This is a genomic window from Streptomyces sp. CY-1, assembly GCF_047218265.1.
GTDB lineage: Bacteria > Actinomycetota > Actinomycetes > Streptomycetales > Streptomycetaceae > Streptomyces > Streptomyces niphimycinicus.
In genome coordinates this window covers 8,575,818-8,601,892 of sequence record NZ_CP178393.1, presented here as the reverse complement: position 1 = coordinate 8,601,892, position 26,075 = coordinate 8,575,818, and the positions used below count along the sequence as shown (strand labels likewise).

Sequence of the window (26,075 nt, the reverse complement as noted above, 5' to 3'; positions counted from 1 at the left end):
TTGAACTTGTGATGTCGTGCGGTTGCTCAGGCGGGTCTGATGGTCAGGCCGGTCTCGGTGAGGCATCCGTCTATGAGGTGGCTGCGGTACTGGAGGTGCCGCAGGCCGCGTCGGATGCGCTGCATGAGGTGTTCCGGTGTGCTGAAGGCGACGTTGGAGAGCCAGCCGCGTCGCAGCAGGGACCAGATGCCCTCGACGGGGTTGAGGTCAGGTGCGTACGGCGGCAGGTAGTAGATGGTCAGCCAGTCCTGCGTCGCGGCGAACTCGCGCAGGTCAGCGGCCTTGTGGACGTTGAGGTTGTCCCAGACGAGGACGATCGGGCCGCCGAGTTGCTGGTGGGCTGCGATCAGCAGGTCGCGGTAGTCGCGCCATGAGAAGCTCTTGCGTCCGTCACGGTTGCCGTCGTCGCGGCGGGGGCGGTATATCAGCCGTGACCGGTGGCCGGGCTTGTAGCAGGTCAGCGCGGCGATCGATATCCGTCTGCGGGAGCGGCCGCGTACCCGCACCACCGGGGTGCGGCCTCGCTGTGACCAGGTCCTCGCCTGCGGCGGCGTCATGGAGAATCCGGCTTCGTCCTCGAAGACCAGCCATGCCCCACGGGCCGCCGCGAGCCTTCCGCGCAGGGCCACACCTCCTTGACCCACCCGGCCACGGCGTCGTCGTCCCGTTCCATGGCCCGGCGGGCGGGCACCTGGCAGGTCCAGCCATTGCGTACCAGCAGCTTCCGCACGCCCTGGATCGTGTAGGTCAGGTGAAAACGTCGGCCGATCACCGTCTTGACTCGTTCCAGCGTCCACCGCTGGTCCTCCCAGCCGTGCGCGGCCGGCCCCTTGGCCAGCAACGCCTCCAGCTGGACGAACTGTTCCTCGTTCAGCCGCGGCAACGAGGCCGGGCCGCTGGAGCACAGGGCCCGTGGACCGCCCTCGGCCCAGGCCCGCCGCCACCGCTGCACCGACCGGACACTGACACGCAGGTCCTTGGCGATCACGGCGTTCGTCTCACCCCGGGCGAACCGCTCGGCCGCCTGAAGTCGTAACTCCTCGCGGCGCTGCTGCCGTTCGGAGGTCAGGCCCCCGCCTTGTGGATACCGCATCCTTCGGTGATACCGCACAGACCAGCAGCCGTCAGCCCTCACGACACCACGAGTTCAACCTCAGTAACTGAGCGTCGCTGGACACAGCGAGTGGACGAGTTAGGCGTCAGCGGCTACGGTCCGGGCATCGGTGCCAGTTACAGCATCGTCGCCACAATGAGGGTGGTCGGCGAATACTTCGCGCCCACCCCAATTCGTTTCGCTGATAACAAAGGTGTCATCGGTGAAGCCACCATCGCGAGGGCCAGGGTGAGGTAGATAGCGCCCCGGCTATTGTCCCTTGAGCCCTGCCTGCTGAGCGCGGTGCACAAGGTCCGCGTGCTGTTTGGGCCACTCCGCCAGTGGTGTGAGAGCTGTCAGCAGCTCGTCGGCAGCTGACGTCAGTTTGTAGCGGGCACGGTAGGGAAATGTGGGCTCGCGGTGACGCTCGATGAGCTCCTCACGCTCCAGGCGCCTCAGGGTCCGGTTCAATACACTTTCTTGAAGATAGAGGTGCCGAGTTTCCGACCAGCCATCTTCATGGGTCTTTGCTCGGATTGTGCCCAGTAATCCGGTGTACTGTTTGGGGCCTTCTGCCAGTGCGACCAGGATGTCGGGTATCCATTCTCCGTTGATCATGTGGAGGGCATGACGCAGGTTCAAGGTGAAGACGTGGTCTCTGGGCGCCTCGCCGGCGCCTGAGGTGTCCTCTGCGCTATTCGTTGCTGGGAGTCGGTGATGCTCGCTGCGGGGCATTTGTGCCTTCCACGCTAATGGTTGCTGTCGGGGTGTCCTGGACGACTGCCTCTCCATGTCCACCAGGTGGAAGGCGAGGCAGAGGAACTTGGGACTGATGAGAAGCGGTTCATCAGGACAGGGCGGGACAGCCCAGTACGGACCCGGAGGGGCAGTGTGGGATGGGCTGGGCACGACGAGGAACCAGCCCTTGCCGAGTGCGCGACTGCCTGGTGCGCTCCAATGGTCGGCTGTGGAACGCCGGACCAGAAAGTAGAGGTGTGGTTCCCTGCCTTCCAGGTCTGCGATAACTGCGCCCGGTGTACATCGGATCTGGTGACGGAGGATGCCAAGCACTTGGTACCCGATTTCCGCCGGCGTGCGGATCGCGTCCCACCACAGGCCTGTCGCAATGGCCTCGCGTTTTCCTCGCGTCGGAATCCATGCGGGCAACCACTGGCGGAGCCCGTTCATCGTTCTGCGCGGGCGAGTTGGCTGAGCACGTCGGTGAGGTCGGCGTGAAGCCGCTGGGCCGACTCGGGCGACAGCACGAGTGATCGGGAAGTGCGGGGGGTGGCCCGCAGGTAGCGGGCGAGCGGAATGCACACTTCACCGTCGGCCAGCTGGTGCACCTCTTCGACCGCCGGATTGCGCCCGCCGCGGGACCTCGGGGCTTGCGAGCCTGCGATGCAGATCTGATTGCCTCCGCTGCGCTTGGCATCGCGCAATGCCACGTCACACTCCAGCAACAGCTCGGACAGGTCGCCGGGGATCAAGTCCGTGCAGGCGGCCACACCCATCGAAACGGTCCATCCAGCGATGGTCACGGCCGAATCACAGCTGGCCATGGCGTGTACGGACAGGCTGCCTATGTGGACCTGGATGTTCTGAGCGACCGCGAGGGCGCCTTCCAGGTTGGTGTCGGGCAGCAGGATGAGGAACTCGTCCCCGGTGTGTCCGCCGTAGCGGCCGACGATGCCTCGTTCGCCGCTGTGTTGGCGTAGCGCCGTTGCCGCGGCGCGGAGTACGGCGTCTCCTGCGGGGTGACCGTACAGGTCGTTGATGTCCTTGAAGCGGTCCAGATCGACCAGGATCAAGGCCAGGGGCCAGGGCCTGCGGCGGGCTTGGAGTAGTGCTTGCGAGGCGTCGTGGTTCCATCTGCGCCGGTCCAGGACGCCGGTGAGCTCGTCGGTCAAAGGGGTCTGGCATGCCGGGCAGCGGGAACCGCTTCCGTGCGGAGGTTCTTCCTGCTGCATGTCCCCTCTGGGTAAGCCGTCAGTCGGCGGAGGGGGTTGTGGCAGCGGGCGGGGGGTGGCAGTCATCGGTTTCTCCCTGCGCTGGAGCGCTAGGACACACGGACGGCCGCTCACTCTGGATTTCAGCGGCAACGCCCTGGGCGGGTCGGCCGTCTGGCATTGCGCGCTGGCTGGTCCCCCGTGCTCAGGCAGAGCGCAAGCGGCTGACTCGGTCATCGACTGGTGACCGATTGCCCCACTGTGGTCCTCGGCGCTCCTGCGCATGACGTAGATCAATTGCAGGTTGACTGGTCGAATGCTTCGTTCAACCAGTAGTTGATGAATGGCGGTGCGTGAGTCTAGACTTGGATCCGCCAGGGCTGTCAACCGGTGGTTGAAAACTGGGAGTTCATGACAGCGCCTGGGCCAAACGGGGTGGAGGTGAGGGCCCATGTCCGATGCCGAGCCGAGTGCGACTCTGGCCGAACGACTGAACCGCCTGTTCGACAACATCCGCCCGGATGGTCCGAAGGGGCGCGCATACACCAATGGCGAGGTAGCCGAAGCCGTCAAGCAGGCGAACCCCAGCATCCGGGTCGGAGGCGCGTACCTCTCGGCGTTGAGGACCGGAGCGAAGAAGAAGCCTTCCACCGAACTGCTCACGGCCCTGGCGCGGTTCTTCGGGGTCCCGACGGCTTACCTGCTCGAGGAAGCCACCGCCGCACAAACCGACGCCGAGATCGAACTCGCCAAGGTCGCCCACAACCTGGGAGTCCGCCAACTCGCCCTTCGGGCCTTGGAGCTGACCCCCGAAGGCCTTGCGGCGGTGACGAAGATCGTCGAGCACGTGCTGGAGACCGACAGGACACCACCAAAGCCACCTGAAACGAAGGACTGAGCATGTGAACCAGGCGGGGCCGGGGGGCGTGGATGCTCGTCATGGTCTGGAACACGACCAACCAACAGCGGCACGGTGATCCGATGGACCTGAAGGCAATGCGCCGTAGTTGCAAGGCGCTCGTCCGGGACCTCGACCTCCCTGTCCCCGCCGAGCCTGATCAAGTGGTGGCCGCTTTGTGTGAGCGCATGAGGCAGCGGCTCAACCGAGACGTACAGCACCGCCTCGTCTCTTTTCCTCCCGACACGGTCAGCGGCTTATGGGTGGCCACGGACAGCACGCACTACATACTGTGCGAGAAAGACACCAGCCCCTGGCACCAACTCCTCATCACATGCCACGAGTTCTGGCATATGGAAGCGGATCACGAGGCCACGCTGGCTGCGGGTGAAGCCTCTACTCGCTTGGTGTTCCCTTCGCTGGACCCCGACACAGTGGCCCGCATCGTTGCCTCCCGGACTCATTGCAGCAGCGAGGCAGAGCAGGAGGCGGACTTCTTCGCATCGTTGCTGATGGCCAAGGTGAGCCGCTGGTTGCCGAACGAGATCTGGACTACGCCAGAATCGCCCGCAACCGCAGCGGTGGTCCGTCGGCTTGAGACTTCCCTGGGACACGCCCCGGACGAGGGAGAAAAATGAGCAATCCGAACGCCGTTTTATGGACCTGCTCGTTAGTCGGCTGGCTCGGGCTGTGCTTCAAGCTCCGCGATCTAAGGCAGGCACCGCATAACCCGTTGCGCAGGGCCGTGTGCGTCATGCTTGCCCTCGCGTCCGTGTCCATGTTCTGCGCGGCTCCAGCCTCGATCGCTTTCATCAACAAGACCACCGGCACACCTAATCTGGCCGCCCTCTTCGTATACGCGGTCATCGTCGCGTTCAGCGCCTCGGCCCGCGTCACACTCGCCTATTGGCTTCACCCCCTGGATCGTGCACGGAGCGCCGCACGTCGGTGGACCGCGACGTACGCCATCCTGATCGCGACGCTGATCGCTCTCTTCTCAGCCGGAGAGGCCCCCATCGAGCGCCGCGTAGACTTCGACACCTACTACTCCAGCACTGCCTTCATCCGTGAATTCATTCTCCTATACCTCATCGCCCTGGCCATCGCTGACATTGCCTTGATGGGACTCTGCTGGAAGTGGGCCGCACTGGCCGGCCGACCCTGGCTGCGCCGCGGACTCAAAATAAACGCCATTGGCGCAAGCTGTGGCCTTACCTTCAGCCTTGCCAAACTCCTAGCGGTGATCGCCCGATGGTATGGCGCGGACTGGGACGGGCTGAGCACACATGTGGCTCCCCTGTTTGCGGCACCAGCAACCGTATGCATGGCTATCGGCCTCGTACTGCCTTCACGAGGCCAGCATCTGACGCACATGCGCACCCGAGTCAGCCGACGTGGCGCCTACCGAGAGCTGTATCCGCTATGGAGCGCCCTGCGCCAGGCCACCCCAGCCATCGTGCCAACAGGCCGCATCCCGCGCGGCGATTTCGAGCTGCGCCTCGTCCGGCGCTTGGCAGAGATCAACGATGGCCGTCTCGCCCTGCGCTCCTCCGTTGACCCACAGGTCACGGACCTCGCCTTGCGCCTTGGAAGAGAAGCTGGCCTTCCTGACTCCGAGCTCCGCGCGGTTGTAGAAGCAGCTCGTCTTAAGGCAGCCGTTGACGACAAGGCGCAGCACATCAAGTTTTCACCGGACACGGCCACGGACGACCCCCAAGGCGGGGCCGATGGGATCGGTGAACTGGCTTGGCTAGTGGAGGTCTCGCGCGCCTTTGCGAACTCTCCAGTCGTCCGCGACGTACTCATTCAACTCCGAAAGATGAGAGAGGAAGGTTCGCTCAACCCGACCCGGAAGGAATAGCGAGTCTGCTGCTATGGATGGAGACACCAGCCTCATGCGCACACCCGCACACGCTGTCGTCCTCGGCGGAGGGCTGGCCGGGACACTGGCCGCCGCGGCGCTGTCCAGCCACATGGACAGGGTCACCATTGTCGAGCGCTATCACCTGCCCGACGGCCCAGGAACCCGCAGAGGAGTTCCGCAGGCCCGTCATGCCCACCTGATGTGGTCAGGAGGTGCCCGCGCCATCGAATCACTCCTGCCCGGCACCATCCGACGATGGACCGCTGCCGGCGCCCGACAGATCGGAGTGCCCAGCGGGCTGGTCTCCCTGACCGCTCAAGGGTGGCTGCGACGCGGGCCGCGGATGCAATTCATCATCATCTGCAGCCGCGACCTCCTCGACTGGGTGGTACGCAAAGAGGTACTCGCCAACGACCGGATCACCTTGGCTCCTCCCGGCCGGGCCATAGCGCTCCTCGGCAACCCCGCTCGCGTCACCGGCGTACGAGTACGCGACGAGGCGAGCGGCCGGGAGACGGAGCTCCAGGCCGACCTCGTCGTCGACGCCACCGGCCGCACCTCACAGGCCAGCTCGTGGCTGGCCAATCTCGGACTCACCGCACCAGCCGAAGAGACCGTCGACTCCGGCCTCACCTACGCAACCAGGATCTTTCACGCCCCTAAGGGGGCGCCGGCCGACTTCCCCCTCATCAACGTCCAGGCCGACCACCTAGCGGCGCGCCCCGGGCAATCCGCCACCCTCATCCCAATCGAAAACCGCCGATGGCTGGTCACTCTCTCCGGTACCCGGGGCGGTGAGCCTCCCACCGACGCATCCCGCTTCATCGACTTCGCGCGCGGCGTGCGCCACCCCATCGTCGGCGACCTGATCGCCCGTGCACACCCTGACAGCCCCGTTTACGGCTCCCATAGCACCGCAAACCGTCGACGGTACTTCGAGCGACTGCCCCACTGGCCGGACGGATTCATTGTTCTCGGCGATGCCGTCGCCACTTACAACCCAATCTATGGCCACGGCATGTCCGTCGCCGCCCGCAGCGCAGCCGCACTCCACCATGGACTGGCACAGCACAGCATGCGTCCCGGAGCCGCCCGCCGCATCCAACGAACCATCGCAGGCACAACCGAAGGCGCGTGGACGACGGCAACCAGCCAGGACGTGCTCTATCCCCAAGCCATCGGCACACCCCCCACCATGGCGGCGCGCCTCATGCAGCGCTACGTGGACCGGCTCGTCAAGACTGCCAGCGACCGTCCCGCGGCCGCAGCAGCCTTCTACGGCGCCTTCGCCCTCTCCAAACCAATGGCCAAGATGCTGTCCCCGAAAGCAGCCCTGGCCACCCTCCTCGGCCCTACCCGGCCCGCGCTTTCCGCCCCTCCCTTGAGCGACGAATTGCTATTCTTCGCGAGGCCCTGTTCCTCGAGTGAATAGCGCAGTCGGCCGGCGGCGATAGATATAGCGCATGGACGCCGAGGTCACTTGCTCAGCGGCTTCCAGTCAGTTGGCGAGCTTCTGCCCGCCTTGCTATGCATCACACGCCAATCCGGCTTCCAATCTCCCTGCCAACTGGGCTTCCAATTCCCCTTCCTGTTAGATCGGAAGCCCCCTTGGCCGGTCTTGTCGCAGGTAGGGGCGCGGCAGCCCCTACCTGCGCTGCCCGCAACTCGATACCCAGGGGCACCTGGGGAGACAGGGGGGAGTGATTGAGGGGTGGTGCAAGAATAGACATTTCATTGAATTGAGTGATTGCATTGACTGTTTGTTTTTGCGGTATGTAACTGGGATGGTCCTTTTGTTCATTGATTCACTTTCATTGACTGCCTCAATCTGCCGTCGGAATTGCGGCGATTGGTCGCGGCAGCTTGACGTCGGGGAATTTTGTAAAGAATTCGAAAAAGGCGGCTCCGGCTCTTGCGTGGAGCGTGAATCGCGGGAGAATTGAATTACCGAGACGCAGTACACCATGTACGTGTCGCGAACGATCGGAGACGGTCGTGTTCAATCAACCATCAGACAAGGGGACCCCGGGCGATCGGCGGCGCGGAGAGGTCACGGCGGAAGACATGAAACGCGTGACACCAGCCGATTTCGCGGAGCTGCAAAAGACGTCACGCGGATACTGCCGGACCGTCGACTCTACGCGTTCACGGAAGCGTATGGACGGAAGTGCGACGGCGGCCCGTAGCGGTTATGCGCTGTACGGGACGGATGACGTGAGTGACGACGTCACGCAGGATGCCGTTTTGATCTTCGCGAAGAGGCTGGGCGAGATCATCGCGACATGTGAAGTTTCCGCCGTGTGGATCGATTCCCGCGAACCGTGTGCGTGGCAGTACATCCGGCGAGACGGCGAAACGATCATCGTCACCCGTAAAACGCTCCAATACTGGGCAGTGCGCGACGCTGCGGCGCGGAACGGGTACCGGCTGGACGTCAAACCCGATGAAATAGACGTCATGCCGGGACAACAGATCACACGCGGGATCCCGCACGCGGACAAGCTCAGCACCCTCGCGGTGACCCCCTACCTGTCGGGCAACAGCGAAATGATCTTTCGTTCGGCTTGGGGTGACGGAAGTGAGTACCCGACCCTGCGCCGGATGCTGCGCTACGCGAGCACAGCGGATGATCTCGGGCGTGCCGGAGTCATAGGCAAGACAGCGCAAGAAATGTACGGTGGCCCGCTGAATTCGTCGTCCAAAGTTCAGCGTGCGCGGGATACTGGTGCCAAGGAGTGGCGCTCGCTTTCCGCGTCTCTCGATACTGCGCGGGATGAGCTGATTTATCGCAGCACACGACCGCAGATGGACGACTAGGAGCGGTTGGCACGCTCCTGGGCCCCGAACCGTAGAGTTCGGGGCCCGCGTGCATGCGAGATCGGTATTTGGAGGGTTCTGTTATCCGTATGTAGGTGAGAACGCATTTCGGCGGTAGCCGAGTGCGTCACGCTTGCGCGACGCTCGCGTTGGTGAGCGAGTTAGGCGCTGCGTCAGATATTTACGCATGACCAGCCTTCTTGACGTGCCCTTGCAGGGCGTGGATCCTGTGAGCGGTTTTAGAAAGACCTTCACGGATGCCCCATGATCGGTATTCGGGGGATTCGGTGCCCCGTATTTGAGTGAGAGAGTATCGGCGCCCAAACGGCGCGGTACGTGGTCTTCACCTATGAGGTGCGCGCGGGATCATCTCTGCCGTAACCAAGCGCGCTTAAGAAGATCTTCGAAGAATCCCTGCAAGATCGGTATTTGAGGGTTTTCGAGATCCGTATTTAAGTGAGACGCTAATTTGGCGATGCGACGAGATGGCGAATCCTTATTAGATGCCGCTGTGGGCGTGAAAGGCTTCGCGAAATTCTCTCGCGTGATCGGTAATCGGGCGGTTTTAGGTGACGTATTTATGTGAGAGCACATCATGCCTCACCGGATCGCGCCCGTCCGGCTCGCCACGGTGCGGGGTATCCGACAAGGGTGGCCGCCCGCGATCACAAGGCTCTCAGGGATGCCGTTCTGGAGCCGCTTGCCTGATCGATTGGAGAGGGATCATGGCACCTTCCATGTGGAATGCGATCAACCCGAACAGCTCCACAGCGCGCCAGCTGATCACGGCTGCACGCAACCGTGAGCTGTACGACGTCGACTGGGACTCGGACGAGGGTTCCTGGGGCGTGATCAACAGCCGTGGTGTGTTTATTCAGCACACCCACAGCCGTGAGGCGGCCCGTGTAGCGGCCCGTCATCGTGATGCACGGGAGGGGCTGTGACGTCCGCGTTGCCAGCAGTTGTCACCGGCCTTGCCGCGACGGCCTTCGTCGGAATCAGGTCTCTGATCGCCCGATGGAAGAACCGAAGTGACGACACGTCCGGCTGAACCCCACTTCAGCGCACGTCCCGTACGTGCGCTGACTGGGGGTGCTCATGCCGGAGCACCCATGACCCGCTGGAGAGGGATCATGGAAACTGCGAGCGCGATCGAGTTAGTGCATAACGTGATCTACAAGCCGGGCTGGACGTTCACTGCCCGCGATCACACAAAGCGGTTTGAAAGCACGATCGTTGTCCGCGTGGATTACCCGGCCCGCAACAGCAACCGGGATCAGGCGGCGGTCGGGTATCCGCAGGAGATCACCACCTACGCGGAATTCCCGCTGGTGGTCAAGGACCGCACCGACGAAGATCTGTACGCCGCGCTCCTTGACATCATCATGTCCATCGAGGAGCACGAGGCCAGGGAATTCCTGCGGGTGCGGCCGACCGACTGGGCGCCGTTCCATCCGCATCGGGCGACGGGTATGCGCCGCTGGGCGGCCCGTAAGGGCAATACCGACCTGCTGGCCGATCTTCAATTCGGGATCGCGTGATGTCCGACCGAGCCTTGCACCTGATCGCCTGGTGCGCTCTGGCGGTATCGGCCGCGCGCCAGATCATCTTCTGGACGCGTAAGTGAGCGCGACTGCCGCGTGGCATGGGTGCGGCACCCCGTTCGAACGGGGTGCCGCCGCCCGTCCGTTGCAGGCACATGATCAAGGAGAGGGATCGTGCAGCTCATCAACGACGCCACCACCTCCGTGGTCGAGCCGGGTTCCATGATTCACATGGTGTCGGGCCCCACCGCTGGCCAGGTGTGGCGCTTCGAGAGGGTCATCGACCACGCGACCGACGGGCACCGCGTGCACGTTACGCGGCCTCACCCAAAGCTCGGACGGATCCACCGGGAGTACCACCCCCGCCTGTTCGGCTGCTCGGTGGCGATCGACGTCCACTGGTACGCCGATAAGCAGCGTCTCCTGCGGGGTCTGTACGTCGTGGCCTCCCAGACTGTGCTGCTAACGCTGGGCGGAATCATCGCCTGGCTGGTGGCCGAGTACGGCAACGCCGAGTGGGCCGGACTCCTGGCGATGCTCGGCGTACACGCCGACCGCTGACTGCTGGACCACAGGGGCGCGCGTCCATGCCGGGACGCGCGCCCTCGTGGTCTTGCAGCCCGCGAGACTCCCGCCATGCCGGGCGGGACCGTGATCAGCATGGAGAGGACTGATCATGGACACCCTGACCACGCCTGCCGTGGAATCTCTGTACGACGATCTGTTCATGAACGGCGGGTTCACGATCACGGCGCGCCCGGACGGGAGCGCCTACGTGCCCAACGACGGGTACGCGGTGAGCCTCACTCCGACGCAGCACACCATCTCCGCCGCCGCGCCGTTCGACGCATTCGAGGACCTGGTCCGCAGCGTCACGGCACGATACGGGGCCGCGAACGGTCTGGGCGGCTGGCTGTCCAACGGAGTGATCTATGTCGACCCCGTCGAGATCCTCCCCGATCAGCAGGCCGCGATCTTAGCCGGAAAGGGGCGAGAGCAACTGGCGATCTTCGACCTGGCCGCAGGCACAGAGATAACGCTGTGACGGCCGGGCCCCAGAAAGGCGCACCCCGCCGGGGTGCGCCTTTCTGGTCCTGCACTCCGCAAGCCTCCCGCCCCGACTGGTGGGACGGTCAACAGCAAGGAGAAAGCTGATCATGCACAGGACGGATCACAGGGCTGGAGATCCCGGCGCTGCTCGGCGAAACCGTCGACGTGCCTGGGCACGACCGATAGGGCCGCGCGCCGCTACAGCGGGCGTGAATGCCGCGCGGTTACCAGCGAGTGATCACCACCCGCTAGCGCACGCACCGCGTACCCGTGAGGCCAACACATAGACGATCCAGCCAGGCCAGGGAGGCCGCCGGCTCTGACCACCCGCCCGACAGATGAGGGCCGCCAAGCGTTGCCTGCGGGGATGCCGCCCCGTGGCGCCCGCGTACACGACGCGGCGCCGGGCGTCTTGGTGGCCCTCACGGTCCCGCATCGTTGGAGAGGACAGGACCTGTGAAGAAGTTTGCCACGCACTCATGGGCAGCGCGAGAGGCGCTGGCCCGCCGCGAACCGTTCGACACCTACGGCGCCTTCCACGCCGTGGAGGGATACCACCTCCCCTTCGGCGACCGGCTTCCGCACCTCTGGCGCGAGCAGTACATCGAAGACGGTGACGAGATCATCTACACCGTCCTCAGCTATCGGACCCCGATCGCGTGGGTTCTGCGCTGCGGGCCAGTTGTCATCCCGGACGTGAAGTATTCGCGGACCACCTCGGGACACCAAGGTCTGCTGTATGCCCTGAGTGAGCCTGCGGAGGGCGCGCTGGCCATCGCGGCGCAGGAGGAGCGGCAGGAGGCCCGAGAGCGAGCCACACGTCGCCGTCAGGCGCCTGCCATCGGCACCCCGCGTGATCCGGCAGTGGCCATCTCCACCGAGGAACTGGCGTGGTCCGTCGTGCGTGAGCGTGCCGGGGCGCTGGAGGGGACCCCGGACATCGTGGCGCGCATTGACGACGTGCTGTCGCGCCGGGTGCCGGTCAACTCCGGTGAGGCCGCGATCTACAGCGCGGAGTACCTGGAGCGCAAGCACCGCAACCGCGACCGGCAGGAAGCGGCGTAATCATGAGCTACACGATTGAGATCACCCGTAGCGTCGTGAGCTACCGCACTCCGACGGGCGTCACCCCGACCGGCGGGCGGTACGGCGGTGAGTGGATGGAGGGGGAGAACAGGCTCATCGAGCCGACGCTCACGGTGCGCGAGGCGTGCGACGAGGACGACGCCGAATGGTGGGAGGGCGACGTGATCGCCTGGGCCGTCGACAGAATTGAACGGGCTGGCGTGACCGAGCCGTCCATCTACCCGATCGGCGACGCCGTACCCGAGCATGCCTGGCTCCACGGCCGGTACGAGGACCCGTACGAAGGCGACAGCAAGATCGCCGAGACATCCGTACGGCTCGCGGGCGACTGGTCCCCGCAACAGCGGGCCGAGATCTTCCACAAGGTGAGTTGCCTGTGACGACGGCACTCAGATCTCGGAGAGCCATGCGCCTGCCGACTTGTTGCCGGAAGGGACGAAGCGATAGCCGCATGCGGCAGGGGCTTCGCGACCGAAGCCAGCCTGAACGCCTTGTTCCGGCCACCAGGCCCGGATGACACGACCAGTCTCCCGTCGAGCCAAGTCGGCGGGGGGCCAGGTCTTCGTCTGCGTCGTTCCCACAACGCTCCATTACGGGTGTCCGTTCACCATGATGAAACCGCCTCCGAGCTGCTGACCGAGAAAGGGACGGTCGCTGTGCAGATCAAGGTCGGGGACGACGACGTGTTCGTCGCGCACTTAGCCACCCAGCCCCCCACCCCCTCAACTCCCCCCCCCAGAGGGGGTGGGGGCCATGCCAGGGGCGCCGCCGTGCCGGGCGGCGCCCCTGGCGTTCACGAGAGAGGAGAGGACAAGTCTGTGAACATCAAGGAGATACCGGAGTCGGAAGAACTGACCAAGATCCGTGTCATGCTGACGGTAACCGAGGCGGTGACCTACGACTTCCCGTTCAGCCTTGACGTCCCGCCCGATGTCGCCGATGACATCGAGGCCCTGGCAAGCCATCTGGCCGACCACGAAGATCTGTGGCTGGACGACCTGCCGATCGACGGAAGCAACGGTTACTTGACCGTGAACGAGCGCGACGTGGATGACGTCAAGCTCCTTCCGCTGGACAAGGCAGCGTGATCGCCGTAACCCCAAGCGCAACGCTGGCGCCGGAGCGCTTTGACGCTCCGTTGTATGAACTGCGCCAAGGGCAGTGGTCGGACGAGCCTCGGGACTTCACCGCGTAGCCGGACCCGAGTGCTACGACGGAGAGCAGCCTCACACCTACGTGGCGAGCGACCACACCACCGATGGCGCCTGCGCTGATAAGCGCATACGCGCGAGAACGACACCCTGGCTGCCCATGTGGTCACCGCTGGCCCACACCCCGGAATCCCGCCTATGGATGCTGTACCGGTGGAACGACTGGCACCGGGAGCGCGGATTGCAGCGCGGGGGATGACCATCGGACAGGCCCCGGACCTGATCAAACGGTACGAGACGTCCACGGCCCGGCTCCGCGCTCAAGACATAAAAGACATCGGCGCGAAGCAACACGGCCCATACGGCGAAATCGGCGCCCGCGTCGGCAAAGAAGCCATCGGCCTGGTCAACCATCTCACCAGTGCAGCGTAAGCCGCTCTGACCAGCTTCCTGGCGATGAACCTCCTTCCCGCGATGGCGAGCCTAGAAAGAGAGTTCCGCTATGAGACACACCGGACCGCTTCTGAAGTCACCCTTCATTACCCCGGACAATGTCCTCAAGTCGACCTCCGTGGAACGGGGCCTGTCTCACCTCCTCACCGTGCTCGAATGGCTGGGCGAGTGTGACTACTCCGCGAGCGAGGACGGCTGGGCACGCTTCGACGCTGACCTGGCCCCCCTCCTCGTCGGGGACATTGTCTCCGATCTTGTCGCCTACGTACACGAGGCCGGAGGACTCCCCGCGATGCGCCGCGCCGTCAAGGAAGCGATCGAGCAGATCACGACCGATCTTGAACTCGAAGCGAACAACGATGCAGGGCTGGAGCTCCAGGAACTGGCCCTGAGCACCACCGGCGTGCAATGAGCCAGATCGTCGGCACCTTGTCACCAGACCGGAGGATCAGCGGTGCCGGCCGGACCTTATGGAACAGCGACGGGCACGCGGACGCGGCTCCATCCAGGTACACGAACGAGAGCGCCGCACGTCCACGCCCCTGCGAGGCCGTAGGGCCCAGACGCAGAGCCTGGATTCCCCGTGCGTCGGCCATCCCGCTGGAGCCAGTCCACCGCCGTGTCGTCCGTCATCTCGCAGGCCGTTGGCTGAGCCTCCGGTAGCGGTCCGTTGCTGTTCGCCCCTTGCCACACCAATTCAGTATTCGAGGTCTTTCGCCATGAGCATCGCTAGCCGTGCCGCATCCGCCTACGAGCTGTTGCAGCGGCACTCGACTCATCCACTGATACCTGACAGCAAGGCAGCTGACGTCGCCCGGGCCGCCGTGCGCCTCGCGGCGTTGCTTGGCATCGATCCGGCGCACGTGCAGCCGAACCGCAACTGGAACTCCCTTGTACTGCCTCTTGCTCCGCTCACTCTCCATGCGAGCGACCCGGAGGACGAACAGCAGGTCTACACGTTCTCCTACCTCAACCCGATCTACGACGACGAGCCGTTTTTCCTGCTCGGCCCATGCCCGGTCTGCGGCGCCATGGTTCCGCTCGCCGAAGTTCGTAGCTTGGCGGACCTTGGGGCCTTCCTGCACCAAGGTCCCGCACTCCTGCCGGACAACGGGATGCTGCCCGACAGTTACCCAGATGAGTTCGACCGGGATCCCGCCCATTCCTCAACTTGCCCGTTCAGAGAAGGGGAGAGCTGATTTTCCATCCGGCCGAAGAGTACCTGTTCAAGATCGGTAATCGGGCATCCTTAGACGCCGTATTTGAGTGAGCGACAAGCGTCCGGCGGTTCTGGATCTGCTGGTCGCCAACAAGGAAATCTGAACTCAGTCCGTATATCTGGAGGGAGGCACGTCGTGATCCCCGTCAGGGTATCCAGCGAGACGCGTGAGCGATACGTTCGCAACATCATCTCCGTATGGCGGGCCGCCACTCCAGAACAGATGCAGCGTGGCCGAATGTGGTACCGCGCCGCGAACGAACTGGCCTCGCTGATCACAGACGGCGATGCACGTACCGGCGCTGGTGTGATCGCCGCACTGTCCGCGAACAAAAGCTGGTCAGAGAACTGCCGCTTAGCCCGTCGGGCATACGAGACCGGTGCACTTTCCGGCCACCTCCAAGATGCCCTAACCAAGGTTGCCGAGATTATGGCTGGAACGGACCCCGTCGAGGTGCTGCCCATGGAGCGCAAGACAGGAATGTTCTTCCGATGCATCGCCGACCCTTCTGATCACGATGCTGTCGTAATCGACCGGCATGCCCACGATGTCGCTGTGGGGGAAACATGCGGAAATCGCGACCGCGGCCTGGGTAGCGTTAACCGTTATGCACTGTTGGCGGACTGCTACCGCGAAGCTGCACTCTGGCTCGGCGAGCTGCCCAGCACAGTCCAGTCTGTCACCTGGGTCGTCCATACCGAACGCATCGCAGGTACCGGTACGCGCGGTCCGCGAAGGCCGTGAGACTAAAACTCTTCCTGCGCCCCCTTGGGCCCGTAGCTCAGAGGTAGAGCGCGCGTCTTAAAAACGCGAAATGTCGCCGGTTCGAATCCGGTCGGGTCCACGCCCAGTATCCGAAGGGAGATCGGTAATTGGCCGCACCTGAGCGCCGTATGTATGTAAACGTCGCTTTCTGGGCGGGGTAGGCCGGAACGGAACTGTTCAGGCATGTCTGAATGGTTAAAGCTCCAGGTGCCCTCCACCTCTCTGCCCCACCTCAACAGATACCCGCATGCCATCACGACATCCTTGGAAAGCGCAGGGTCGCTTCTTCACCCTTTCCCGACACTGGAGGTTGTTCATGAGCAACCGTGGTTTCCTCGGCTTTGTAGCCGATGGACAGGAGAAGATCGCCTACAACCAGCACGACAGCGCTCCCGCTGGCCTCGGAGCTGCCGTAATGGCATGGGCAGAGCTCGCTGACCTCGAGGCAGCCCGAAGGGCGGCACGCAACTTGAGTGTTGTCACCGATGAGGACGTACCAACCGCAGAGGCGATCGAGCGGCTGAAGCCGTACACCGACGACCTTGAGCACATCGGCCGCGAGGGGCCGTCATGGGACGAACTGTTGTGGAAGACACAGGGTGATCCTCAGGCCATCCTCACCTGCGGATACATCGCGGATGCCTCCGCTTTCGCGGCGTACTTCGCCGCGTGGGGATACTTGGTGAATTTCGATTCCGGTGAACTGGAGGTCTACCGGGGCCAGCAGGATGCGCCGCATCACGATGGCCGGTTCGCCGACCGCGCCCCAGCTCAAGAAGCCTCATGGCCTGTCCGGCTCGTGGCGACGTTCCTCCTCGGCCGGGCCGACTATGACGCACTTCAGGGGCTGAGCGCCTGATAGCCGCCTCCCTCCGTTAGGACCCCTGCGGTCGAGGATTCGGCGCCGGTCCGTGAGCCAGCCGCTTGACTTTCGTCTCTTCGAATATCGGACCAGCGGCCGGGTTTCCCTCCCCACCCCCTGGGCCCGGCCGCTTCCCGGGCCGCGCTTCGCCACCGCCAGCGGAGCGCGGCCCACTCACTTGGTTGCGTAGCTCAGTTGGTAGAGCGCCGGTCTTATAAGCCGATGCGGTCGCGGGTTCGAGTCCCGCCGCAACCACTCCTGAGCAGGCAAACCAGATTGGAGACCAATTGTCCGCTGACTTCGCTGACGAGAACATATCGGCCCGTCCCGGCGGTCAGCCTCCGGCCACGGACCTCGAACCTGCCGTTACTCGAACCAAGGGCCTGTCCTCCTGCCTACCTGGGCCTCACGGTGGTGTGAGGAGGGTGATCCGCCGCGTGGTCCAATTCTCCGGTGGGATCGGCAGTTGGGCGGCCACTCAGCGTGTCCTCACTGAACATGGCACAGAGGACCTGGTCCTGCTGTTCGCTGACACCCTTGTCGAAGACCCGGACTTGTATCGCTTTGTGCGCGATGCCGCAGACCAGATCGGGGTGCCAGTCACGCGTGTCGCCGACGGGCACACCCCGTTCGAGGTCTTCTGGCAGAAGCGGTTCCTCGGAAACAGCCGCTTGGCGTCGTGCTCAGAGATCTTGAAGCAGCGTCCATGCCGCCGTTGGCTGGAGGAGCACGCCGATCCCGGTGAAACTGTGTTGTACGTCGGTATTGACTGGTCGGAGCAGCGCCGCACGCCCGCGATCGAACGCGGCTGGTCGCCCTGGACCGTTACCTTCCCGATGTGCGACCCGCCGTACCTGACCAAGGACGAGATGCTCAACCAGGCCCGTGCGGCCGGCCTTGAGCCGCCTCATCTGTATGCCCTCGGTTTCGGACACAACAACTGCGGCTCCCTGTGCGTCCGCGGTGGCCACCGCCACTGGGCTCGTGTACTGGAGGTCTTCCCGGAGCGGTATGCCGAGGCTGAAAGCCAGGAGCGACAGCTTCGTGCTGAGCTGGGCGACGTGGCGATCCTGCGCGATCGTTCCGGAGGCCGGTCCCGGCCGTTGACACTGACCGAATTCCGCGAACGTCAGGAAGCAACTCATGGCTCTTCGGCGGCATGAGACGTCCGGGCCTTCGTGGAGCAGTGCAGCGGCATTGGAATCGCGACTGCGTCGGCGCACAGCGGTCGTCGCGTGGCGACCCCGCCTGATGACCGAGCGCTCGGGTGCCGAGACGTGGCGCTGCACGACCTCTTGTGGTTCGAGTAACACCACTGGGGCCGCAGCCGAACGCGACACAAAAGAAAGGAGAAGAAAACCAGCATGACCGTAGACCAAGTTGGCAAGGACGGCTGGTTTTTCCTGACGTGCGACTGCGTTGTCTTTGTCGTGAGGGTGAGTCGATGGGACGTGACCAGGACATGTGACGAACAGGGAACGTCGCCCTATCGAAAGGAGGATATAGATGGCACTTCCCAAGATCCGAATCGCCCGCCAGGAGACCGGAAAGCCACTGGCCACCGCGGAAGCCTTTTACTCGATCACCGATTTCGAACCCGAGGATGCAACAGAACTGAGGGCGGGAACGAAAGCGGCCTACACGATCCATATCGTTGCCCCCGGGGCCCTTACTGCCATCCTGGACAGCAGCCACAACCACATCGGACAGCCCGGCTGCGAGGGCCTGTACGACACGCCGTGGCGCATCGGAGACGAAGCCTTGCACTACTACGCGGCCGATATCTGGACGACAGCATGTGGCATCAGCGTGGGCGACCTGGTGTGGATACCGGAGACCGGCCGTGACTTCAAGGTCACAGCGATCGAACAGCACGACCTCGGACACGGCTCTGAGAGCTATGCCTCCGGCTTCCTTCTGGTCGCGCCGGTGGAGTGCCCCGACAGTAACTCTCTGCGGGTCCGCATCGACTCCGTCGAGAAGCGAGCACGGCGATGAGCCGGGCATCGAAGCAGCCGGAGCTGATGTCCGGTGCCGCGCTTGCGGAGGCGCTTGCGGACGAAATCGAAACTCCACGCCTGAAGTTCCTGAGGCACGCCGACGCCGTGCCACTGGTGCAGTTGGTCCAGGGCAGGGAAGCGGATCTCGACCGGGTCCCAACACCGCGCGGTGACAGCAGCGATGACCACCTGCTCGCCGCGGCCGGAATGGTCGCGGCCACCCGTATGTGGCGGGCGACGCGGGTGGTGTACGACTTCGACCCATCGCTGTCCGAGAGCTTGGTGGACATGGAACTCGACTCCGAGTTCCCCGGAGACGTGCTCCGACGCCTACCCCACCCGAACCCGCTGTTCCTTTTCCGGAAGCCGATCATGTCCCAAGACCAGTTCGGCCGGCCGACTGCGATGCGCGGATTCGTGCTCATGCTCCGCCCTTCCCTGGCTCAGGTAGCGAGCACCGTCGACGTCGACAAACACGAAGGGGTCCCGTACACCGTCGTCGCCGTGGTGGATGTCCTCGACGGGCACGGCGCAGTGGTGGAGCGCCAGACGATGGAGCTCTCCGCCCCCACCACGGCGGAGAACACGACGCCACGGAAGGTGATGGACGAGGCGCCCGTGATCCACGTCATCGGCGGGGAAATGGGTCCTCAGGACAGCGCGCTGCGCGAGTACATGGCACGCCTCACCCTGATCGTGGTCTCGCACCTGCTCTATGTCTGCTGCGATAAGCCCGACATGGAGAAGGTGTCAGCGCCACCGCAGCGTGCGCGGCGGCGTGGAGTACGTCTGGGCAGGGCGGTCCAGGTACACCGCGTCGGCTGGCGACTGGGCCCGGCTATCCAGCAGTTCCATGAGCAGGTCGACAGGCTGCGGCGGACAGCCATCCAAAGTGAATGGAAGGTGATTCCCCACGTGCGGCGGGGCCACCCTCACACCTTTCTATTCGGGCCCGGGAAGACCCTCAAGAAAGTCAAGTGGGTCCCACCGCTACTGGTGAACGCCGCCGCTTTCGGTAAAGACGGCGAAGGCATCATCGTTCCGGTCCACTAGGCCATCCCTGAGGCCACCCGGATCCGCGAGAGTTCTTTCCGGGTAACGAAGCCCGACCCCTGGAATTCCCCAACATTCTCTTCAGCGGCTCACCGATCTGCGAGCCGCTTTTTTCGTGCCCAGAAACGGAGGAGGACATGCCGGTCAGACTTGCCGAGTTCAAGCGCCGTGCCCAAAACTGCACGACATTCCAATGCGTCAACCATAAGAACCCCCACCTGTCAGGCCCGCGGACCATCAGGTCTATCGGACCGGCAGCTATCCACTACGTGATCGAGGGATTTCCGAACACCGGGCGTACCGAGTGGCCCAAGGCGGGCCTCTATCGCATCGAGGGCAACAAGATCACGTGGCTTGACGACGGTGACGGGAGTGACTGCTTCACCTATGTCTTCCCCTTCGATAACGACGCCGAGCCCCGTCACCTGTCGCCGGAGCAGATCAACGCACTGCTGGCTGGGGCGACCGCAGTAGGGGAGCACCAGCCGAACGGGGTCACGGTGTGGCACCAAGACGGCTGGCGGTATCCCGTGACCTGGGGAGGTACGCCTCGGGCCAGCCTCCCGGGCACGCTCACCGACGCGCACGTCCTGGCTGCGGGTTCGGGCACCTACCACGTGGATCTCTCCATCGGCGGGACCATGTGGTACCGGATCCCCGAACCGGCCGTTCCCCGCATGCTGCTGACCGACGTCGCTGACGCCGAATGTGGTGGCGTCCGCTTCACCCGGGATGGCTGGACCTTGTACCTCGCCTACGCCTCCGGACTGTGTGTACGGCTGATGCCCAACGGCCTTGATGGCCAGCTCGTGGAGTTGGCCCTGCTGGTGAGCACGCAAGGGCCCGGATGGGACGACCCAGGCGTTGCCCTGGACATGGCGGAGCGGGTCCTCAAAACCGCCGGGCTGCATTGATGGGGTGCCGGGAGTATTCGTGACTACGAACGTCACCTACCTCGAATGCCCGGATGCGCTGGACCTGCTGCCCTTCATGGGGATGCACCTGGTCGTGCTTTTCGACGGCCAGCCGGTATGGGGTGGTCAGCTCATCGCCATCAGCGACAAGGCCCACGTCCGCAAGTACACAGGCGAGATCGCCGAATTTCCCCTCGGCAAGACCGTCTTCAAAGCCGTCTGGGAGACGCGATGAGTAAGAGAGGAAGGAGGTGAAATGGCAAATAAGCCCTGGGTGCACCCCGACATCCTCCCGGCAGAGATCGTCAAGGTGACCGATCAGGCGGGCAAAGTCCAAGTCGGCTATCACGTCCGCGAGATCGAGCACCGGGACGGCCGCATCGCGGCTGTGTGTCTCGGCAACCCCCTCCGCAGTACAGCGGAATGGTACGTCGCGAGCGACCGCTGCCACATTGAGCCGCTCTCCGAAGAAGAGATGCGGCAGGTGTTGGAGGAGCGCCGAAGCGCAGCCCGGCCCCACGAGCCCACTCAGATCGAGGGGACGGAGCGCTGAATCCCCGATCGAGCCCCGCCGTCGTACGACGGCTTGCCCCGACAAATGCCCGGCCGACGACGGGGCTGTACCGACTACCACGCCAACCAGGAGCAGGGTATGAAACCCACCAAAAAGATCGCCAACCGTGTCGAGACCTACGAGCGGGCTCGCGGCGCAATGTTGGCAGCCGATTGTTCGGTTGAGGCCGGGTATAACGAGGACCAGGTCAACCGGCTCCGTGACGGGCTGGCGGCCGACCCAGCCGACCTGGTGCAGGAGCTGGCCAGGGAGCAGCGCGAGTATTTCACCATCGTCGCGGGCTGGGACACGACGATTGGCTCCGACGGCGAGACCATGTCGCCTGATCTGCTGCCCGTCGTGATCACCGTGCAGGCGAACGATCAGGAAGTGGCCTACCTGGCAGCAGCTCATAAGCTGTTCGACTACTTCGGCCCGGTCATCGAAGCCGTGGAACGCACGGATGTGGTGGCCGAGGAGTTCTTCGGCCACCAGGGCACGACTGCACTGCTGTGCGTCGGGGCCATCTTCCGGGGCCTGCCCCAGCCCGCTGACGCAGAGCTATGCCATGTCATCTGAGAAGAAACGCACGATGCGCGGCGACGATGACGAGGGAGGCGAGTACTTCCAGTTCCTGGCCTTTCGGTGGGACGTCACCAAGGCTCATCAGATCGCACGAACGCTTCCCATTCGCCGCTTGGACGCCGAGCCGTGGTTCGGCCTACTCGGCGCCATCCGGCTGAACGAACGTCACGTCCTGTACGCCGATCTGGAACGCCCTCTGATCCTGGTCAGGATCCGGGAAGCCGACGGCGCCGCACTGATCATCGACGGATGGCACCGGCTGGCCCGTGCGCAGCGCGAGGGCGTGAAGGACCTGCCGGCCGTCCTGCTCGATGAGAACCAGGAGCTCGAAGTCCGGATCTTCGGTGGCGTCAAACCGCTTTAGACCGCGTCATCACCATCCCGCAGGGTCCTCATTCGGTGCCTGCTGTCACTGTCCTGCCCTCGGGAGGAGGAAATCATGATCGAACGGCATGAGATCGAGAACGATCTCCTCGGTGAGATCGCCGAGCACTTCACCGTCTGCGGCGACGAGCAGAGTACGTACGCGGGCCTGGTGATCGAGTATGCCGAACAGCAGCACGGGTCGGTCATGATCCAGGGTCACGACCGCACATCCGGCGCCCCGTTCACCGCGACCGCCGGCGTGCACGTGCTGCTGAGGCCGACAGCGCTGCGCCCGTCAGCCGACGAACAGGACCACTCCGGCGGCTGTCGTGGTGGCGGGCCGGGCCCGCAGAATACGGGGAACCAGTGAGACCAGCGTCTGGAGGCGGGCGACGGTTCTGTTCGCTTGCGCACCTGTTGCCTGGCACACCCGACATCACCATCACAAGATCGGTATTCGGGGCTTGCTCAACCCCGTATCAATACGGTGGGACCTGTCGCCCGTCGCCTCCGGCGCCCGAATGCTTAACCCTTTCGGAACAGGGTGCGGATCACGGTGTGTGTGGGGGCCGGGGAACTGGCCTGGTGCGCCCCTTAGGGAATCCGTTGCGCTCTCCCTCAGCGGCTTCTCCATGAAGACCGCCGGGGGGACCACAGCCCGATCCCCGCGGACGCCGCGGATTCGGCGTTGCGCATAGTACGGGATCTCTTCCTCGTTTGATCAAGACTCCGGCGGCGGCTTTGTCTGCATTCCCCGTCGCCGGTCCCGCCCCGCATACGCCATGGGGCGGGCTCGGGCCCTCTCCTGATCTCCCTCTCCCAGGAGAGGGCCCTCTCTGCCAGCAGTGCCCCCTGTCTGCACCTGGGCGCCGGTGCCGCTCCTGGCCGCACCGGTGGCCATCCGATGCACCACATGTCAGAAGAGGAGTAAGCATGTCCATTGACGTCAATGAAGCGTTCGCTGCCGAACGCGCAGGGCAGTTGGAGGACGCCCGCAACTGGGAACGCGCTCTCCAGGACCGCCTCGCCGCCGGGACGGTGGAACGCCTGCCCGACGGCCGCTACCGAGTCCTGACCGGGTGGGACGCCGGGGAGATCCTCAGCGCCCGTGGCGTCCCGCAGCATGGCCTTGACCTCTCCCGCGGCACGGCGGCCCTGTACTCATCCGTCCCGGCATGGCACAACGTGGGCACCGTGATCCCCGGGGGCACCAGTGACATCGGCAAGGTCCTGGAGCTCGGGGGCATCGACTATCAGGTCGATATGGCCCCGGCCATGTATCCGTGGAACGGCGAGACCCGCGTGGACAAGCGGGCCTTCCACACGGTACGCACCGACACCGGCGCCTCACTGGGAGTCGTCGGTACAGGCTACGAGGTCATCCAGAACCGACGAGCCTTCGAGTTCCTCCAAGAACTCGTCAACGACTCCGGAGTGATCTGGGAATCGGCCGGGGCGCTGCGCGGCGGGAAGAAGGTCTTCGTCGCCATGCGCTTGCCCCAGCACGTGGTCGTCGACGCCGAAGGCATCAACGACCACATCGTCCCCTTCATCGTGGCAATCAACAGCCACGACGGACGCTCCCCCTACCAGGTCGTGGTCACTCCCTGGCGACCAGTCTGCGGGAACACAGAACGCCTCGCCGTGGCGGACGCGCTCACCCGCTGGACCGTACGACACACCCGCAACGCGACCGACCAGATCCAGGAAGCCCGTCGCACCCTCGGCCTGTCGATCAAGTACTACGACCGGTGGGCAGACGAAGAGACCGCGCTGGCCCGTACCGATCTCGCCATCGACGAGTTCAACGAACTCATCGACACGCTGTGGCCGTTGGACGACGACAACACCGCTCGCTCGGCACGGACCCACCAGGCCCGTCGCGAACGGCTCCACAGTCTGTTCGCGGACGAGGCCGAGCGCGCTGGCCGCACCGCCTACGCGGGCGAAAGGGCCGTCACCGACTACGTCGACCACTACGCCCCGATCCGGCCCAGCGCCGCCTCCGGACTGAAAGACAACAAGCCCGCCGCCCGAGGCTTGCGTCTGCTCGAAGGCACCGACGACGACCTGAAGACCAAGGCACACCGGCGACTGACGCTCCCGCGCCAGCGCTGAGCCTCTGCGCTGCAAGGGAAGAGACAACATGACCATCCGCAGTCCGTATCTCCGCCGCGTGACGGAGATCATCATGCAACACGGTCATGCCGTGCAATATGTGCACGGCGACCTCGACGCCGGAACGCGTCCGTTCGCCTACACGGTCGGATTGCATGCCCAGGACAACCGCGGCTACGAACTGGCCGTCTCAGGGCTGGACGCCGAGACATTGCACGGTCTGCTCAACACCCTCCCCCACACGCTCGCTGATCACAGCCTTGAACCCGTTGACGGGCTGGAACTCGACGGAGTCCTCAAAGACGGACTCCTACTCCGTCTGCGCCCGGTCAGCCGTCCAGAACGCCTCGCAATCATCGCCGCCCTCTACGACGTAACCCCGCCGGTCTGGCAAGCGCTTTGGCCCGACCAGCACGGACGGTTTCCCAACGACGATCAGATGGCCCAGCTCTGGAGGGCACAGCCGCTCCTGTAACGCGGACCCGGGTCGATTGCCCGACGTGTCGACGGTTGCCGCAGCAAGCGGGCTCCCACGTTTCAACACACCGAGTGAGAGGAGTACATCCATCCATGCATGAGAGCCGAGACGGTGAGCTCTGCCACGTCGAGATCTTCAGACGCTGGCGCGGCCCGGTCATCGCCGACGGTGGCGACGACCAAGAAATTCTGGCAGAGCCAGTGCAGGAACTACTGATACGGCACGGCTTTGTAGAGCAGCAAATACCACCGCTGTACCGCTGGTACGAACTGCCCCCTGATCTCGATGCAAAGGAGGAGAACGCCCGTGCCACTCGCGCCTTCGTCGCTCTCACGGAGGCTGGCTTCCAGGTCGCCTTCGACCCCGAGCTATACGACATGGCCAGCGACAGCCGAACAGACCCCAAAGCCACAAACCCTGCCACCGATGGCTGATATCCCTCACACCCAGCGCGACGGCGCCGTCCCAAGGGTCGGCGCCGTCGCATTTTCCGGCCACTCAGCCACTCGACGAACAATCAGCGACCAGTATCGGGGAATCTGAATGACCACCATCCCACCTGTTCCCGTTCGGTGCATCCACCGTCCATTGAGCGGCGGCTTGGTCGTGCCCTGGATCGCCTTCACACACGATGGCCACGTCGCATTCGGTGGCGTCGACCAGCACAAGCGGCATCTGGCCCTCACCCGGTGCCTGTGCCAGATCTGCGGTCAACGGCTCGGCGAGCGCATCTACCTGCTCGTCCGACCGCAGGACGTAAGCACCCGGTGGGCCAGCGAACCCGGCGTGCACCCCGAGTGCCTGGGCTACGCCAAACAGCACTGCCCGATGCTCAACGGCCAGGCATCCCATTACCGGCGTTCACCACTGCTCGCCACACATCCAGCCGGACGTCCATGCCCCGACCCGGACTGTCCCTGCCCCGACACCACCACACCCAAAGACCACAACGCACGCTCTGGACAACCTGCTGAAGACTGGGACGCCTGGCTGATCAATCCGGCCAATTACCGGCTCAAGGCCGACCCTCAACACGACCTCCTCGGCCTGGACCTCGACATCAACGTCTTGAAGATCAGGCCCATCCGGAGAAGCCGTCACGCGGGCCTTGACGAAAAGCTCGACCTGATCCGGCAGCTCCTCGACCTTCCACCAAGCAGCGATGAGGTGTGACAGCGGCGAGCGATAGACCGCTGTCCCCTGTTGTCTGGTGTGGTCTCTGCACGTTGCTCAAACACGCGAATCTGAGAGGAGGA

The 26,075-nt window shown here is 64.3% G+C and carries 33 protein-coding genes and 2 tRNA genes; 32 read left to right on the top strand and 3 right to left on the bottom strand.

The features are described from left to right. Positions 1-26: 26 nt before the first annotated feature. The 3 genes from ACK1X7_RS48310 to ACK1X7_RS37060 form a co-directional block, all read right to left on the bottom strand. A protein-coding gene (locus ACK1X7_RS48310) for an IS630 family transposase (RefSeq protein ID WP_423247799.1) occupies positions 27-1,093 on the bottom strand; the annotation gives its coding sequence in 2 pieces (ribosomal slippage) (positions 27-647 and positions 650-1,093; 1,065 coding nt in all). A 270-nt stretch (positions 1,094-1,363) separates the two neighbouring features. Beyond that, positions 1,364-1,711, bottom strand: coding sequence for a winged helix-turn-helix transcriptional regulator (locus ACK1X7_RS37065; RefSeq protein ID WP_413116237.1), 348 nt, complete (start codon positions 1,709-1,711; stop codon positions 1,364-1,366). Between the two features lie 566 nt (positions 1,712-2,277). Then, positions 2,278-3,003: a GGDEF domain-containing protein gene (locus tag ACK1X7_RS37060; RefSeq protein WP_413116236.1), complete on the bottom strand. Its 726-nt coding sequence runs from the start codon at positions 3,001-3,003 to the stop codon at positions 2,278-2,280. Between the two features lie 490 nt (positions 3,004-3,493). Between ACK1X7_RS37060 and ACK1X7_RS37055 the strand changes: the two genes are divergently transcribed. The 32 genes from ACK1X7_RS37055 (at position 3,494) to ACK1X7_RS36900 (ending at position 25,992) form a co-directional block, all read left to right on the top strand. Then, positions 3,494-3,940 carry an XRE family transcriptional regulator gene (locus ACK1X7_RS37055; protein ID WP_413116235.1) on the top strand — a complete coding sequence of 149 codons (447 nt, stop codon included), beginning with the start codon at positions 3,494-3,496 and terminating at the stop codon, positions 3,938-3,940. Positions 3,941-3,972: 32 nt separating this feature from the next. Continuing rightward, positions 3,973-4,578, top strand: coding sequence for a hypothetical protein (locus tag ACK1X7_RS37050; RefSeq protein ID WP_413116234.1), 606 nt, complete (start codon positions 3,973-3,975; stop codon positions 4,576-4,578). Beyond that, positions 4,575-5,801: an MAB_1171c family putative transporter gene (locus ACK1X7_RS37045; protein WP_413116233.1), complete on the top strand. Its 1,227-nt coding sequence runs from the start codon at positions 4,575-4,577 to the stop codon at positions 5,799-5,801. Before ACK1X7_RS37050 ends, ACK1X7_RS37045 begins: the two co-directional genes overlap by 4 nt. 34 nt (positions 5,802-5,835) lie before the next feature. Next, complete coding sequence (locus ACK1X7_RS37040; protein ID WP_413116232.1) at positions 5,836-7,236, top strand: NAD(P)/FAD-dependent oxidoreductase; 1,401 nt, start codon at positions 5,836-5,838, stop codon at positions 7,234-7,236. A 563-nt stretch (positions 7,237-7,799) separates the two neighbouring features. After that, positions 7,800-8,621: a hypothetical protein gene (locus ACK1X7_RS37035; RefSeq protein ID WP_413116231.1), complete on the top strand. Its 822-nt coding sequence runs from the start codon at positions 7,800-7,802 to the stop codon at positions 8,619-8,621. Between the two features lie 725 nt (positions 8,622-9,346). Further along, the gene (locus ACK1X7_RS37030) at positions 9,347-9,565 is read left to right on the top strand and encodes a hypothetical protein (protein WP_413116230.1); all 219 of its coding nucleotides are present in this window, start codon (positions 9,347-9,349) and stop codon (positions 9,563-9,565) included. Positions 9,566-9,754: 189 nt separating this feature from the next. Further along, positions 9,755-10,162 (top strand): hypothetical protein, encoded by a 408-nt coding sequence (locus ACK1X7_RS37025; RefSeq protein WP_413116229.1) that lies wholly within the window; start codon positions 9,755-9,757, stop codon positions 10,160-10,162. Between the two features lie 177 nt (positions 10,163-10,339). After that, positions 10,340-10,726: a hypothetical protein gene (locus ACK1X7_RS37020; protein ID WP_413116228.1), complete on the top strand. Its 387-nt coding sequence runs from the start codon at positions 10,340-10,342 to the stop codon at positions 10,724-10,726. Positions 10,727-10,841: 115 nt separating this feature from the next. Beyond that, complete coding sequence (locus ACK1X7_RS37015) at positions 10,842-11,210, top strand: hypothetical protein (RefSeq protein ID WP_413116227.1); 369 nt, start codon at positions 10,842-10,844, stop codon at positions 11,208-11,210. Between the two features lie 461 nt (positions 11,211-11,671). After that, positions 11,672-12,280: a hypothetical protein gene (locus tag ACK1X7_RS37010; protein WP_413116226.1), complete on the top strand. Its 609-nt coding sequence runs from the start codon at positions 11,672-11,674 to the stop codon at positions 12,278-12,280. A gap of 2 nt (positions 12,281-12,282) precedes the next feature. Next, positions 12,283-12,681, top strand: a complete 399-nt coding sequence (locus tag ACK1X7_RS37005; RefSeq protein WP_413116225.1) for a hypothetical protein — start codon at positions 12,283-12,285, stop codon at positions 12,679-12,681. A 438-nt stretch (positions 12,682-13,119) separates the two neighbouring features. Beyond that, positions 13,120-13,389 (top strand): hypothetical protein, encoded by a 270-nt coding sequence (locus ACK1X7_RS37000; RefSeq protein WP_413116224.1) that lies wholly within the window; start codon positions 13,120-13,122, stop codon positions 13,387-13,389. A 276-nt stretch (positions 13,390-13,665) separates the two neighbouring features. After that, on the top strand, positions 13,666-13,884 hold the full coding sequence (locus tag ACK1X7_RS36995) for a hypothetical protein (protein ID WP_413116223.1): 219 nt from the start codon (positions 13,666-13,668) through the stop codon (positions 13,882-13,884). 70 nt (positions 13,885-13,954) lie between these two features. After that, a complete protein-coding gene (locus ACK1X7_RS36990) occupies positions 13,955-14,317 on the top strand; it encodes a hypothetical protein (protein ID WP_413116222.1) in 363 nt (120 codons plus the stop codon). A gap of 307 nt (positions 14,318-14,624) precedes the next feature. After that, the gene (locus tag ACK1X7_RS36985) at positions 14,625-15,104 is read left to right on the top strand and encodes a hypothetical protein (RefSeq protein ID WP_413116221.1); all 480 of its coding nucleotides are present in this window, start codon (positions 14,625-14,627) and stop codon (positions 15,102-15,104) included. Positions 15,105-15,260: 156 nt separating this feature from the next. Then, complete coding sequence (locus ACK1X7_RS36980; RefSeq protein WP_413116220.1) at positions 15,261-15,869, top strand: DUF7178 family protein; 609 nt, start codon at positions 15,261-15,263, stop codon at positions 15,867-15,869. 26 nt (positions 15,870-15,895) lie between these two features. Beyond that, positions 15,896-15,969: transfer RNA gene (locus ACK1X7_RS36975), tRNA-Leu, on the top strand. Positions 15,970-16,206: 237 nt separating this feature from the next. Further along, a complete protein-coding gene (locus tag ACK1X7_RS36970; protein WP_413116219.1) occupies positions 16,207-16,749 on the top strand; it encodes a hypothetical protein in 543 nt (180 codons plus the stop codon). Positions 16,750-16,932: 183 nt separating this feature from the next. Then, positions 16,933-17,007 (top strand) — tRNA-Ile (locus ACK1X7_RS36965). A 170-nt stretch (positions 17,008-17,177) separates the two neighbouring features. Continuing rightward, positions 17,178-17,915: a hypothetical protein gene (locus tag ACK1X7_RS36960; RefSeq protein ID WP_413116218.1), complete on the top strand. Its 738-nt coding sequence runs from the start codon at positions 17,178-17,180 to the stop codon at positions 17,913-17,915. Positions 17,916-18,258: 343 nt separating this feature from the next. Beyond that, a complete protein-coding gene (locus tag ACK1X7_RS36955) occupies positions 18,259-18,750 on the top strand; it encodes a hypothetical protein (protein ID WP_413116217.1) in 492 nt (163 codons plus the stop codon). Then, positions 18,747-19,805 carry a hypothetical protein gene (locus ACK1X7_RS36950; RefSeq protein WP_413116216.1) on the top strand — a complete coding sequence of 353 codons (1,059 nt, stop codon included), beginning with the start codon at positions 18,747-18,749 and terminating at the stop codon, positions 19,803-19,805. The genes ACK1X7_RS36955 and ACK1X7_RS36950 overlap by 4 nt, the downstream gene beginning before the upstream one ends. A gap of 137 nt (positions 19,806-19,942) precedes the next feature. Continuing rightward, the gene (locus ACK1X7_RS36945; protein WP_413116215.1) at positions 19,943-20,719 is read left to right on the top strand and encodes a hypothetical protein; all 777 of its coding nucleotides are present in this window, start codon (positions 19,943-19,945) and stop codon (positions 20,717-20,719) included. A 19-nt stretch (positions 20,720-20,738) separates the two neighbouring features. Beyond that, entirely contained in the window at positions 20,739-20,954 is a 216-nt protein-coding gene (locus ACK1X7_RS36940) for a hypothetical protein (protein ID WP_413116214.1), read from the top strand. 21 nt (positions 20,955-20,975) lie between these two features. Further along, positions 20,976-21,272 (top strand): hypothetical protein, encoded by a 297-nt coding sequence (locus tag ACK1X7_RS36935; protein ID WP_413116213.1) that lies wholly within the window; start codon positions 20,976-20,978, stop codon positions 21,270-21,272. Positions 21,273-21,371: 99 nt separating this feature from the next. Continuing rightward, positions 21,372-21,851: a hypothetical protein gene (locus tag ACK1X7_RS36930; protein ID WP_413116212.1), complete on the top strand. Its 480-nt coding sequence runs from the start codon at positions 21,372-21,374 to the stop codon at positions 21,849-21,851. Next, complete coding sequence (locus ACK1X7_RS36925; protein WP_413116211.1) at positions 21,841-22,221, top strand: hypothetical protein; 381 nt, start codon at positions 21,841-21,843, stop codon at positions 22,219-22,221. The genes ACK1X7_RS36930 and ACK1X7_RS36925 overlap by 11 nt, the downstream gene beginning before the upstream one ends. A gap of 75 nt (positions 22,222-22,296) precedes the next feature. Further along, positions 22,297-22,593, top strand: coding sequence for a hypothetical protein (locus tag ACK1X7_RS36920; protein ID WP_413116210.1), 297 nt, complete (start codon positions 22,297-22,299; stop codon positions 22,591-22,593). Between the two features lie 563 nt (positions 22,594-23,156). After that, the gene (locus ACK1X7_RS36915; RefSeq protein ID WP_413116209.1) at positions 23,157-24,341 is read left to right on the top strand and encodes a DUF932 domain-containing protein; all 1,185 of its coding nucleotides are present in this window, start codon (positions 23,157-23,159) and stop codon (positions 24,339-24,341) included. 28 nt (positions 24,342-24,369) lie between these two features. Then, the gene (locus ACK1X7_RS36910) at positions 24,370-24,816 is read left to right on the top strand and encodes a DUF4262 domain-containing protein (RefSeq protein WP_413116208.1); all 447 of its coding nucleotides are present in this window, start codon (positions 24,370-24,372) and stop codon (positions 24,814-24,816) included. A 95-nt stretch (positions 24,817-24,911) separates the two neighbouring features. Beyond that, a complete protein-coding gene (locus ACK1X7_RS36905; RefSeq protein WP_413116207.1) occupies positions 24,912-25,253 on the top strand; it encodes a hypothetical protein in 342 nt (113 codons plus the stop codon). 109 nt (positions 25,254-25,362) lie between these two features. Then, positions 25,363-25,992 carry a cell envelope biogenesis protein OmpA gene (locus ACK1X7_RS36900; RefSeq protein WP_413116206.1) on the top strand — a complete coding sequence of 210 codons (630 nt, stop codon included), beginning with the start codon at positions 25,363-25,365 and terminating at the stop codon, positions 25,990-25,992. The last annotated feature ends 83 nt before the right edge of the window (positions 25,993-26,075 follow it).

Coding starts and splice junctions, on each gene's coding strand:
- ACK1X7_RS37065 (WP_413116237.1), bottom strand. CDS start 1,711: ATGATCAACGGAGAATGGATACCCGACATCCTGGTCGCACTGGCAGAA.
- ACK1X7_RS37055 (WP_413116235.1), top strand. CDS start 3,494: ATGTCCGATGCCGAGCCGAGTGCGACTCTGGCCGAACGACTGAACCGC.
- ACK1X7_RS37050 (WP_413116234.1), top strand. CDS start 3,973: ATGCTCGTCATGGTCTGGAACACGACCAACCAACAGCGGCACGGTGAT.
- ACK1X7_RS37045 (WP_413116233.1), top strand. CDS start 4,575: ATGAGCAATCCGAACGCCGTTTTATGGACCTGCTCGTTAGTCGGCTGG.
- ACK1X7_RS37040 (WP_413116232.1), top strand. CDS start 5,836: ATGCGCACACCCGCACACGCTGTCGTCCTCGGCGGAGGGCTGGCCGGG.
- ACK1X7_RS37030 (WP_413116230.1), top strand. CDS start 9,347: ATGGCACCTTCCATGTGGAATGCGATCAACCCGAACAGCTCCACAGCG.
- ACK1X7_RS37025 (WP_413116229.1), top strand. CDS start 9,755: ATGGAAACTGCGAGCGCGATCGAGTTAGTGCATAACGTGATCTACAAG.
- ACK1X7_RS37015 (WP_413116227.1), top strand. CDS start 10,842: ATGGACACCCTGACCACGCCTGCCGTGGAATCTCTGTACGACGATCTG.
- ACK1X7_RS37005 (WP_413116225.1), top strand. CDS start 12,283: ATGAGCTACACGATTGAGATCACCCGTAGCGTCGTGAGCTACCGCACT.
- ACK1X7_RS36990 (WP_413116222.1), top strand. CDS start 13,955: ATGAGACACACCGGACCGCTTCTGAAGTCACCCTTCATTACCCCGGAC.
- ACK1X7_RS36985 (WP_413116221.1), top strand. CDS start 14,625: ATGAGCATCGCTAGCCGTGCCGCATCCGCCTACGAGCTGTTGCAGCGG.
- ACK1X7_RS36970 (WP_413116219.1), top strand. CDS start 16,207: ATGAGCAACCGTGGTTTCCTCGGCTTTGTAGCCGATGGACAGGAGAAG.
- ACK1X7_RS36955 (WP_413116217.1), top strand. CDS start 18,259: ATGGCACTTCCCAAGATCCGAATCGCCCGCCAGGAGACCGGAAAGCCA.
- ACK1X7_RS36950 (WP_413116216.1), top strand. CDS start 18,747: ATGAGCCGGGCATCGAAGCAGCCGGAGCTGATGTCCGGTGCCGCGCTT.
- ACK1X7_RS36945 (WP_413116215.1), top strand. CDS start 19,943: ATGCCGGTCAGACTTGCCGAGTTCAAGCGCCGTGCCCAAAACTGCACG.
- ACK1X7_RS36935 (WP_413116213.1), top strand. CDS start 20,976: ATGGCAAATAAGCCCTGGGTGCACCCCGACATCCTCCCGGCAGAGATC.
- ACK1X7_RS36930 (WP_413116212.1), top strand. CDS start 21,372: ATGAAACCCACCAAAAAGATCGCCAACCGTGTCGAGACCTACGAGCGG.
- ACK1X7_RS36925 (WP_413116211.1), top strand. CDS start 21,841: ATGTCATCTGAGAAGAAACGCACGATGCGCGGCGACGATGACGAGGGA.
- ACK1X7_RS36920 (WP_413116210.1), top strand. CDS start 22,297: ATGATCGAACGGCATGAGATCGAGAACGATCTCCTCGGTGAGATCGCC.
- ACK1X7_RS36915 (WP_413116209.1), top strand. CDS start 23,157: ATGTCCATTGACGTCAATGAAGCGTTCGCTGCCGAACGCGCAGGGCAG.
- ACK1X7_RS36910 (WP_413116208.1), top strand. CDS start 24,370: ATGACCATCCGCAGTCCGTATCTCCGCCGCGTGACGGAGATCATCATG.
- ACK1X7_RS36905 (WP_413116207.1), top strand. CDS start 24,912: ATGCATGAGAGCCGAGACGGTGAGCTCTGCCACGTCGAGATCTTCAGA.
- ACK1X7_RS36900 (WP_413116206.1), top strand. CDS start 25,363: ATGACCACCATCCCACCTGTTCCCGTTCGGTGCATCCACCGTCCATTG.